Origin of the sequence: Kitasatospora sp. MY 5-36, assembly GCF_001182915.1 — a bacterium.
Lineage (GTDB): Bacteria > Actinomycetota > Actinomycetes > Streptomycetales > Streptomycetaceae > Kitasatospora.
The window spans coordinates 24,447-33,185 of sequence record NZ_LFVW01000037.1 but is presented as its reverse complement, the minus strand read 5'-3'; the positions used below and the strand labels follow the sequence as shown (position 1 = coordinate 33,185).

The 8,739-nt window shown below is 73.9% G+C and carries 13 protein-coding genes; 7 read left to right on the top strand and 6 right to left on the bottom strand.

Annotated features, from left to right (window positions below; translation table 11 throughout):
• Positions 1-124: 124 nt before the first annotated feature.
• On the bottom strand, positions 125-583 hold the full coding sequence (locus AE652_RS03785) for an SRPBCC family protein (RefSeq protein WP_049649659.1): 459 nt from the start codon (positions 581-583) through the stop codon (positions 125-127).
• A gap of 90 nt (positions 584-673) precedes the next feature.
• Positions 674-1,360 carry an STAS domain-containing protein gene (locus AE652_RS42970; protein WP_159028341.1) on the bottom strand — a complete coding sequence of 229 codons (687 nt, stop codon included), beginning with the start codon at positions 1,358-1,360 and terminating at the stop codon, positions 674-676.
• 167 nt (positions 1,361-1,527) lie between these two features.
• Here AE652_RS42970 and AE652_RS03775 point away from each other — a divergent pair, with 167 nt between their 5' ends.
• Positions 1,528-1,821: a helix-turn-helix domain-containing protein gene (locus tag AE652_RS03775; RefSeq protein WP_049649658.1), complete on the top strand. Its 294-nt coding sequence runs from the start codon at positions 1,528-1,530 to the stop codon at positions 1,819-1,821.
• Positions 1,822-1,977: 156 nt separating this feature from the next.
• On the opposite strand, the gene AE652_RS46140 is transcribed toward AE652_RS03775, so the two are convergent.
• Positions 1,978-2,226 carry a hypothetical protein gene (locus tag AE652_RS46140; RefSeq protein WP_159028340.1) on the bottom strand — a complete coding sequence of 83 codons (249 nt, stop codon included), beginning with the start codon at positions 2,224-2,226 and terminating at the stop codon, positions 1,978-1,980.
• Complete coding sequence (locus AE652_RS03770; protein WP_049649657.1) at positions 2,201-2,890, bottom strand: hypothetical protein; 690 nt, start codon at positions 2,888-2,890, stop codon at positions 2,201-2,203. Before AE652_RS03770 ends, AE652_RS46140 begins: the two co-directional genes overlap by 26 nt.
• A 109-nt stretch (positions 2,891-2,999) precedes the next feature.
• Between AE652_RS03770 and AE652_RS03765 the strand changes: the two genes are divergently transcribed.
• From AE652_RS03765 to AE652_RS03745, 5 genes are all read left to right on the top strand, one after another.
• Positions 3,000-3,434 carry an Hsp20/alpha crystallin family protein gene (locus AE652_RS03765; RefSeq protein ID WP_049649656.1) on the top strand — a complete coding sequence of 145 codons (435 nt, stop codon included), beginning with the start codon at positions 3,000-3,002 and terminating at the stop codon, positions 3,432-3,434.
• A gap of 127 nt (positions 3,435-3,561) precedes the next feature.
• The gene (locus AE652_RS03760; protein WP_049649655.1) at positions 3,562-3,855 is read left to right on the top strand and encodes an STAS domain-containing protein; all 294 of its coding nucleotides are present in this window, start codon (positions 3,562-3,564) and stop codon (positions 3,853-3,855) included.
• A gap of 44 nt (positions 3,856-3,899) precedes the next feature.
• Positions 3,900-4,304 carry a DUF2267 domain-containing protein gene (locus AE652_RS03755; protein ID WP_049649654.1) on the top strand — a complete coding sequence of 135 codons (405 nt, stop codon included), beginning with the start codon at positions 3,900-3,902 and terminating at the stop codon, positions 4,302-4,304.
• A gap of 64 nt (positions 4,305-4,368) precedes the next feature.
• On the top strand, positions 4,369-4,767 hold the full coding sequence (locus tag AE652_RS03750) for a DUF2267 domain-containing protein (protein ID WP_049649653.1): 399 nt from the start codon (positions 4,369-4,371) through the stop codon (positions 4,765-4,767).
• A gap of 302 nt (positions 4,768-5,069) precedes the next feature.
• Positions 5,070-5,318 (top strand): hypothetical protein, encoded by a 249-nt coding sequence (locus AE652_RS03745; RefSeq protein WP_049649652.1) that lies wholly within the window; start codon positions 5,070-5,072, stop codon positions 5,316-5,318.
• A gap of 247 nt (positions 5,319-5,565) precedes the next feature.
• Here the strand turns inward: AE652_RS03745 and AE652_RS03740 are convergent, their stop codons facing one another.
• Both AE652_RS03740 and AE652_RS03735 read right to left on the bottom strand, forming a co-directional pair.
• Positions 5,566-5,823, bottom strand: coding sequence for a CDGSH iron-sulfur domain-containing protein (locus AE652_RS03740; RefSeq protein WP_049649651.1), 258 nt, complete (start codon positions 5,821-5,823; stop codon positions 5,566-5,568).
• Complete coding sequence (locus tag AE652_RS03735; RefSeq protein ID WP_049649650.1) at positions 5,807-6,463, bottom strand: HemK2/MTQ2 family protein methyltransferase; 657 nt, start codon at positions 6,461-6,463, stop codon at positions 5,807-5,809. Before AE652_RS03735 ends, AE652_RS03740 begins: the two co-directional genes overlap by 17 nt.
• 206 nt (positions 6,464-6,669) lie before the next feature.
• On the opposite strand from AE652_RS03735, the gene AE652_RS43405 reads away from it, so the two are divergent.
• A complete protein-coding gene (locus tag AE652_RS43405; protein ID WP_082345199.1) occupies positions 6,670-8,736 on the top strand; it encodes a YbdK family carboxylate-amine ligase in 2,067 nt (688 codons plus the stop codon).
• Positions 8,737-8,739 lie beyond the last annotated feature (3 nt).

Sequence of the window (8,739 nt, the reverse complement as noted above, 5' to 3'; positions counted from 1 at the left end):
GGGTACCCGCCGCACCCTGGGCCACGCCTGATCAGCCGTTTCCGATCCGACGTCACCGCGGGGCGTGGACCGGCCGCCGGGCGGGTGTCCCGGCGGCCGGTGGCGCGGACGATCGGAAGCGGGTTCAGCCAGGGCTGATCCGGCCCCGCCAGCCGCCCTCCTCCCGGCCGCGTTCCTCGATGAACGTCTTGAACCGCGTCAGGTCCCCCTTCACCCGGCGGTCGACCACACCCGTGACATCGGCGGCCCGCTCCGCCACGCCCTCGGGCCGGAAGTCGATGGCCATGGCGACCCGGGTGTGGTCCTGGTCGAGCTGCCTGAAGGTCACCACGCCCTTCTGGTCGACGTCGCCGCCGGTGGTCCGCCAGGCGATCCGCTCGTCGGGCTGCTGGTCGACGATCTCGGTGTCGAACTCACGGGTGACGCCGCCGATGCTGGTCCGCCAGTGGTTGTGGCGGTCGTCCAGCTGGGTCACCGAGTCGACCCCCTCCATGAAGCGCGGGAACTCCTCGAACAGCGTCCACTGGTTGTAGGCGGTGTGCAGGGGGACGTCCACGTCCACGGACTCCTTCACCATGCTCATCCGGTCCTCCTCCCACGGTACGGCCAGGGATTTCCCGGCCGACCGTGCGCCTGCCCGTCCGCTGCCGGCTCAACCGTCCCGCCCGGATGGTCATCCTCCGTCGGGGCGCGGGGCGGGCAGCGGGCGGTGCCGCAGGGCGTCCTCGGCGGTGGGGTGGACGGGGAACAGCGCGGCGGTCCCGGTGAGCTCCAGCACCCGCAGCGTCCGCCCGGAGGGGGCGACCAGCACCACGGGGATGCCGATGTCGAGCGCGCGCCGACGGGCGACGAGGAGCAGGTTGAGACCGGTGCAGGTGAACAGCTCCACACCCGCCAGGTCGACCGCGAGCAGGGCGGGACGCCGGACGAGCGCGGCATCGAGTGCCCGGGCGGCGACGGGCTCGCCGTCCAGGACCATGCCCCCGGTGAAGAAGCACACGAGGGCGTCACCGACCCGGACGGTCTCCGCCTTCAGGCAGGGCGGCACGGCCCACTCCTCGGGCCGGGAGCCGCACCGTACGGCCGCGCCGGCCCCGCCGTCGACAGCGGCCCGCCCGGGCTGGGCGGACGCGATGCGTTCGAGGTCCTGCCACAGGTCGAGGGCCCGCTCGTGAAGCCCCGACGCGGTGCTGCTGCCCTCTTCGAGGGCCGTCAGGTAGGCGTCGACGCCGGTGACGGCGTGGCGCACCTGCCGGCACAGCGGCTCCCCGCAGGTGCGGGAGTCCCGACCGCCCTCACCGGGCGGCCCCAGGCAGTCGACCAGCCGGGACCTGAGCCGTTCCAGCCCGTGCCTGCTCATCGGGTCCATGGAACCATCTCCAGAAGCAGAGCCGCCGGGGAATCCGCGGCGAAGCACCGCGGAGTGCGGCCCTTCCACTGTTCGCCCGTCCGCCAGACATGTCAACCATTGCACGAATCTCCTGTCGTGTATCGGCAGTCGTGAAACAGGAGTCCTATCGTGGAGGAATGGACAACGGCACAGCGCCCGAACGGCAATGGACCTTCCTGACCAACCACGCCCGCGTACTGGTCCAGATCGCCCGCGACCCCGGCATCCGCGTGCGTGACATCGCCGGCCGCTGCCTGCTCACCGAACGCGCCGTCCAGCGCATCATCGCCGACCTCGAACAGGCCGGATACCTCAGCCACGAACGCCACGGCCGCACCAACCACTACAGCGTCGTCACGAGCAAGCAGCTGCGTCACCCCGCCGACGCCGGCCCCACCATCGCCGAACTCCTCGCCACCCTCCTGCGCTGATGCCCAACGACGGCACGGAGAGCCGACGGCAACGCCGAGGCGGCCGGACGGCCACGGACAGGGCGTGAGCTTCTTGAGAGCGGGGCGGCGCAGCGGGCACAGATGCACAGGAGCCGGTTCTGACGGCCGGGGTGGTTGCGGTGGTTCCCGGCCTCGTCAGGCCGGCGCGTTGTCCGTCGGCGCGGTTGGGTGACTGTCCGGATCGGGGGCGGGCAGTGGCCAGTCTGGGTGGGCGAGGTGCCGGCGCAGGGCGTCGAGGCGGGCGAGGTGGTGGTCGAGGGCGGCGTTGACGGTGCTCGTGGTGGCGGCCACTCGTGCTTCGAGGCCGTGGATCCGGTCCAGGAGGTCCTGCCAGCGCCTTTCTGCGGTGGCGACAGGGTCAGGCGCGGCGTCGGTCACTGTCATCGCGGATCTGGGTGGTGTGGTGGGTGAGGGCGTCGAGGCGGGTGGCGAGGTCGTCGTGGCCGGCGCCGAGGTGGGGGCGGACGGCGGCGAGGGGCTCTATCAGGTCGGCGGGGTCGGTGGCGCCGAGGGCGGCGGTCAGGGCGGCCTGGGCAGGACGGGCGCCGGGAGTGAGTGCGGCCGTGGTGATCCGCGCGGCGAGGACCCGCAGCTCGGCGGCGTGGTCGCGGGCCCAGACGGTGACCGATCGGTCGGCGGCCCGCCGGTCGCGGACGGCCTTGACCCGTTCCGCGCCGGTACCGGACCGCGAAGCGTCGGCGGTGGAGGGCTTGAGGCGCAGGTAGCGGTTCTCGGCGGCCTGGCGGCTGGCGACGCCCATCGGGTGGGCGAGGTCGGCCCAGGTGGCGCCGGCCTCCCGGGCGCTCTCCACCAGGCCGGCCTCCCAGCCGGCGAGTTGGCCGCGCAGCTCGCGCAGCAGGACGAGTGCGGCCAGGGCCTGCTCGGGGCCACCGTGCTCGTCAGGGGTGGTCGGGGGCCGGGACGCGGGGTTCTGGGCGGTGCGGACGGCGTCGTCGATGGCGGCCAGCGCCGCCGCGGCCGCCAGGAACGAGACGGGCTCGACCGGTGGGGAGGCGTCGGGGGCGGCTTTGCGGGACTTCTCGCTCATGCCGTCACTCTATAGGCGACGCGACAACTTGTCATTGGATGGATGACGCGCTAGAAAGGACTCAGGTGAAGCGCACTGGCACCCATTCGATCCATGGAGGTGTTTCGCAATGCTGCTGCGCACTGACCCGTTCCGCGAGCTGGACCGGCTGACCCAGCAGTTCCTCAACACGACCGGCACCTGGTCGCGTCCCACGCCGATGCCGCTGGACGCCTACCGGGCCGGCGACGAGTACGTGATCTGCTTCGACCTGCCGGGGGTCGACCCGGAGGCGATCGACATCGACGTCGAGCGGAACATGGTGACCGTCAAGGCCGAGCGCCGCCCGCGCCAGGAAGGCGAGGGCATCAAGTGGGAGCTGTCCGAGCGCCCGCTCGGTGTGTTCTCCCGCCAGGTCATGCTCTCCGACACCCTCGACCCCGCCGGGATCACCGCCGACTACGACGCCGGCGTGCTGACCCTGAAGATCCCGGTCGCCGAGAAGGCCAAGCCCCGCAAGATCGAGATCAGCCACAGCGGAAGCCGCAAGCAGATCCAGGCCTGACCGGCCCCCGATGCCGTTCCGGCCGCCCCCGATCTCTCCCCCTCGATCGAATGGGGCGGCCGGAACACCCCCCGACCGCCGGGCCGGCCTACTTGGACCGGCCTACCAGCAGCGACGCGGAAACGCCATGAACGGCCAGAGCAACCAGCCCTTCATCGTGCGAGCCCACGGCGAGATCGACCTCGACGCCGCACCCTCGCTGCACCGTGCCCTGGCCACCGCGCTCGAGTCGCACCGGGAGGTGGTGGTGGATCTGTCGGAGGTGACGTTCATGGACTGCGCGGGCCTGGGCGCCCTGGTCCGGGCCCGCGCCCAGGCCGACCGGTGCGGTGCCCGCCTGGTCCTGCGCGGAGCCGGCCGCCGCGTCGTGCGGCTGCTCAAGCTGACCGGTCTGCACCGGCGCCTGGCCGTCGAGCCTTGAGGTCACCCGGGCGTGCCGGGCCTCGGGACGGAGGGAGAACCGCGATGACGCTTCGATGGGAGGCGTTCCTGGAGGAGGTCCGGGAGCGCGGTGAGTACGACAGCCCACAGGAGGCCGAGCGGGCCGCCCGGGTGGTCCTTGCCCTGCTCGGCGCCCACCTGGTCGGCGACGTGCGCGCCGAACTGGCCGCCCGACTGCCCGAGACCATGGCCCTGATCCTGCTCAACCCGCTGCAGGCCGCCGAGCCACTCAACGCCGAGCGTTTCGTGCGCGCGACCGCGGCCTGGATCGAGGGCGCCACTGAAGCCACGGCCCTGTGGGACGTCGGCGCCGTCCTGTCCACGGTGGCCGACGCCGCCGGCGACGACCTCATGGACCAGGTCCTGCTCCAGCTGCCGCCCGGCTACGACCTGCTGTTCGGCCGCCCGACCGCAAGGACACGACCCTGACCCCGACCACCCCTCACACGCCGCCGGCCCGCCCGGCGGCCAGCCCCTGGAAGGCCCCACCGTCATGACCCGCTACCGCCACCTCCTCCAGCAGGTCCGCAACCTCGGCCGCTACCCCACCGACGAGGAAGCCGAACGCGCCCTCGACGCCGTCCTGACCCTCCTCGGCTCCCAGCTCACCGGCGACGAACGCTGCGACCTCGCCGCAGCCCTGCCCGAACGGGCCCGCGCCGTCCTCGCCGCCCAGATCCCCCTCCCCTCGCCCGTCACCGCCCCCGCCTTCGTCGAAAGCCTCGCCCACACCCTCGGCACCAGCCTCACCGCCGCCCGCTGGGACGCCTCCTCCATCCTGGCCGCCCTCACCACCCTCACCGACGACAACCTCACCGACCGCCTCCTCACCCACCTACCCCGCGGCTACGCCCTGCTGTTCGGCCGCGCCGACCTGGCCGCCGTCGCCTGAAACAGCGGGCCCGACCTGACACCGCCGGCTGCACGTGCATCCTCACGCCTGTGCGCACAGGGTAGTAGGACGAGCGGAACTCGCTACTTCACTGAACGCGACCTCACCAGACCCGAAACACCCGGCACCGGAGATCGTCACCGCGGGGCCGCCATGCCCCCGCAGGGCCCGGCATCCGCCGTGCAGGCGGCGGCAGGACCGCGGAGGGACTCGGATCAGGTGCCGTCCGTCGGTTCAGGCCCGGAGTTCCCGGGCACCCGCGAGGTATCCCACCGGCAACGACTCACGAAGGAGAGCCCGCCATGACGAAGTCCGGCGACAAGGGCACCCAGCCGAACGAGACAACGCGGGACCGCTCCGCCGAGGAGCGTTCGATCACCTCCCCCACCCCGGCCGACGTCCGGGCGAAAGCGGACGGGATCGTCGGGGCCCGCGAGCGCTCCGCCGAGGAGCGCGGGATCACGGCTCCCACCCCGGCCGACGTCCGGCGCAAGGCCGACTCGGACGACGACGAACCGGAGCCGCCGGCGGCGGACACCGTGGCGCCCTAGGGAGAATCGTGGCCGCCCGGCAAGCCCGCGCCGCTCCTCCCCGCCCGGCGCGCGCCGGGCGGGGACGGCATGTCAGGAGGCCGACTGCGGCGCACACGGCCGCTTCGACGACGAAGCCCGTGATCACGGCGCCCAACTGCGGGGCTCCCCCTAGCAGCCGTCGGCGGGGCGGCGTTCGTCGCCCCGCCGACGGCACGATGGCATCCGGCGCGGCGGCCGCGGTGAGCGGTGCGGACCGTCCGTCCGCTCACCTCCCACCGGCCGCACCGTCCGAGTCGCGCGGGCCCTGCTCCCGGGCCCGCAGCGGCCGTCCGTGCCGCCGGTGGCTGGTGTCGCAGAACGGGTACGTGCGGCTGCGCCGACAGGCACACAGGGCCACCACCGGGCGCTCGGACAGCCTCCGGGTGCCGTCGGGGAGGACCACCTCCACCGGGCCCTCGACCAGCAGAGGGCCGCCCGGCACGACGACCACCCGGGTGGCGTAGCGATCAGCGCCCGCGGACACCGCGCACCACCACCAACTCCTCCTCGCGCTCGCCGGGCCGGATCACTCCGAGCCGCTCGAACAGGGCGGCCCGGGCCGTCATCACCGGCCCGAAGGGCTGCCGCCGCCGAGCCGCCACCTCTGTGCGCAGCGCGGCCGCGCGCAGGAGCGCCAGGGTGGCCGGCACGCCCGCGAGCGCGGACTGCACGACCAGCAGCACGCCGCCCTCGGCCAGCACCCCGGGAACCGTCCGGCAGATCCGGTCCAGGACCAGCCGTCCGTCCGGTCCGGCGTCCCAGGCCAGCGCGGCGCCCCGGCCGGGAGCCGCGCCGTCCGGGTCCGTCGGGACGTACGGGGGATTCGCGGTCACCAGGTCGAAGCGTTCACCGGGCAGCGGGGCCAGAAGGTCCCCCCGGCGCAGCCGGACCCGGTCGTGGTGCAGCCGGGCGTTGCACCAGGCGGTGGCCACCGCCCTGGCGGACAGGTCCACCGCCGTGACCAGGGCCCCGCTGCGCGCCGCCGTGATCGCGACGGCCCCGGTCCCGGTGCAGAGGTCGAGCACCCGGCTGGAGCCGTCCAGCGGCTCCCGGCGCACACAGGCGGCCAGCAGTTCGGTGTCGCCCTGGGGCGCGTAGACCCCGGGCGGGCGGATCAGCAGCATGCCGAGCGGTTGCCCGGCCCGGCACGGTTCACACCTGCCGCACGGCGGCTCGTACCGGGACTTGTCCCGAGCGTCTGCTCGGGTCCGCCCCGAGCGCTCGTCTTCGGGCCGGACCCCGGATCCGTGATGCCGACGTGGCCGGGAGAAGGGACTCTGGTCAGGTGGACGGCAGCGGCGCCCCGGGCGCGCGAGGAGCTCGGCAGCCCGTGGCAGGCACTGCGGGCCGTGGCCGGGGGCCGACGCCGACGGTGGGCGTGGAGGAGGAGCACTTCCTCGTGGACCCCGTGTCCCGGGCCGTGGTTCCCGCGGGCCCGCGGCTGGCCGCCCGCGCCGCGGGCGTGCTGGGGGACCTGGTGTCCGGTGAGTTCACGGACCTCCAGGTCGAGGTGCGGACACCGCCGTGCGCCACCATGCGCGAGCTGTCCGCCCAGCTGGCCCGGTTGCGCCGCGAGCTCGCCGCGTGCGCCGAGGCCGAGGGCCTGGCCGTGTGCCCCAGTGCGACGCCCGTGATCGGGGGCGGCGGCGTGGTGCCGGTGGGCCACCACCCCCGGTACCTGGACGGGGTGGAACTGTTCCGCGGCCTGATGGACGACTTCGCCGTCTGCGCCCTGCACGTCCACGTCTGCCTGCCCGACCGCGAGGTGGCGGCCCTGGTCGGCAACCATCTGCGCCCGTGGCTGCCGCTGCTGGTGGAGATGAGCGCCAACTCGCCCTTCCACGCCGGACGGGACACCCGGTACGCGAGCTGGCGCTCGGTGCTGCGGCTGCGCTTCCCCTCCCTCGGACCGCCACCGTGGGTCGAGTCCTTCGACGACTACCGGCGCGTCGCCGCCGCGATGGCGGAGGTCGGCGGGAGCTCCTTCGCCGACCTGCCGTTCTGGGACACCCGCCCGCACCCGCGCCTGCCGACGCTGGAAGTGCGGTGCATGGACGTTCCGGCCGAGTCCGCCGACTCGGTGGCCCTGGCGGCTGTCGTGCGCGGCCTGGTGGTGACCTCCGCCCGCCTGGCGGAGCGCGGCGACAAGGGACCGCAGCTTCGCGGTGAGCTGTTGCGCGGCTCGTACTGGTACGCGACCCGCGACGGCTGGCCGGGGCCGGGAGCGGACGGGCTGACCGGACGCGTCCTGCCCGCCCCGGAACGCGCACGGAGGCTCGTCGAGCACATCGGCCCCGCGCTGGAGGAACTCGGAGACCTGGAGCGGGTCGCCGCCTTCGTCGACCGGCTGGCCGCCCGGGGCAGCGGCGCCCACCGCCAGCGCGCCGCACACCGGGCCGGCGGCCTGTCGGCGGTCGTGGACGACCTCGCGACCTGCATGACCACCCTGCAGGCCGTCCCGCCCCGGCCATCCGTACGGCGGACCCCCCAGGGGCGCGCCCCCGACGGGTGTGCCAGCGTGGAGGAAGCCGGAAGGCCATGCGGACCCATGTCCACGGACGCCCGCGAACGCCCGGAGAAGCCGATGGACGACAGCCCGGAGCAGCACGGACGCCCGCCGGAGCACGGCGGGCGGGTACGCCGTGACGGGTACGCCCGCCTGAGCGCCGCCGACCTCGGCATCGACACCGTGGCCCTGGCCGAGGACTTCACCCGGCTCGCCGACTCCTATCAGGACCTGCCGCCGGATCCGTACGCCCGTGAGACCCACCGCTTCCGCCGCTACTCGCACGCCGTCCACCTGCCCTGGACCGGCGAGCTCTCCTACATCCCGGGCACCCCCGACGAGGAGTTCGGCACCGTCACGGAGTACTGGCAGGACGAGCACAACCCCGAGTACCCCCGGGTGCGGCGCCGGCTGCCCGACATCCCGGAAGCCCTGCACCGCAACCGGCTGCTCGACGCCCTCGTCCATGCCGACCTGGACCGTGCCCTGTGGCTGGAGGACCTGCGCCGCGTCCCCGTCTACGTCGGCATCCACCTGATCTCGCTCGGCGTCCACGACCAGGACCAGGAGGCGGTGTCCTCACCGAACTGCCTGCATCAGGACGGCGGTTCACCGGCCACCTTCACCTTCGCCCACCTGATCGGCCGCCGGAACGTGAAGGGCGGCGAGAACGTCATCGCCACCCCGGAGAGCGCCGGCCGGCAACCCGACGCGCTGCCCCCGGAAGCGATCCACGACCGCTTCGTACTGACCGAGCCGCTGGACGGCTACGGCGTCCACGACCGGCGCGTCAGCCACTACGTCGGCCCGGTCCGCCTCGGCGACGACGGGAACGAAGGGCGCCGCGACATCCTCATCATCGGAATCGCCCCCTACGCCCCGGGGCTTTGACCG

Coding starts and splice junctions, on each gene's coding strand:
- AE652_RS03785 (WP_049649659.1), bottom strand. CDS start 583: ATGAGCATGGTGAAGGAGTCCGTGGACGTGGACGTCCCCCTGCACACC.
- AE652_RS42970 (WP_159028341.1), bottom strand. CDS start 1,360: ATGAGCAGGCACGGGCTGGAACGGCTCAGGTCCCGGCTGGTCGACTGC.
- AE652_RS03775 (WP_049649658.1), top strand. CDS start 1,528: ATGGACAACGGCACAGCGCCCGAACGGCAATGGACCTTCCTGACCAAC.
- AE652_RS46140 (WP_159028340.1), bottom strand. CDS start 2,226: ATGACAGTGACCGACGCCGCGCCTGACCCTGTCGCCACCGCAGAAAGG.
- AE652_RS03770 (WP_049649657.1), bottom strand. CDS start 2,890: ATGAGCGAGAAGTCCCGCAAAGCCGCCCCCGACGCCTCCCCACCGGTC.
- AE652_RS03765 (WP_049649656.1), top strand. CDS start 3,000: ATGCTGCTGCGCACTGACCCGTTCCGCGAGCTGGACCGGCTGACCCAG.
- AE652_RS03760 (WP_049649655.1), top strand. CDS start 3,562: ATGAACGGCCAGAGCAACCAGCCCTTCATCGTGCGAGCCCACGGCGAG.
- AE652_RS03755 (WP_049649654.1), top strand. CDS start 3,900: ATGACGCTTCGATGGGAGGCGTTCCTGGAGGAGGTCCGGGAGCGCGGT.
- AE652_RS03750 (WP_049649653.1), top strand. CDS start 4,369: ATGACCCGCTACCGCCACCTCCTCCAGCAGGTCCGCAACCTCGGCCGC.
- AE652_RS03745 (WP_049649652.1), top strand. CDS start 5,070: ATGACGAAGTCCGGCGACAAGGGCACCCAGCCGAACGAGACAACGCGG.
- AE652_RS03735 (WP_049649650.1), bottom strand. CDS start 6,463: ATGCTGCTGATCCGCCCGCCCGGGGTCTACGCGCCCCAGGGCGACACC.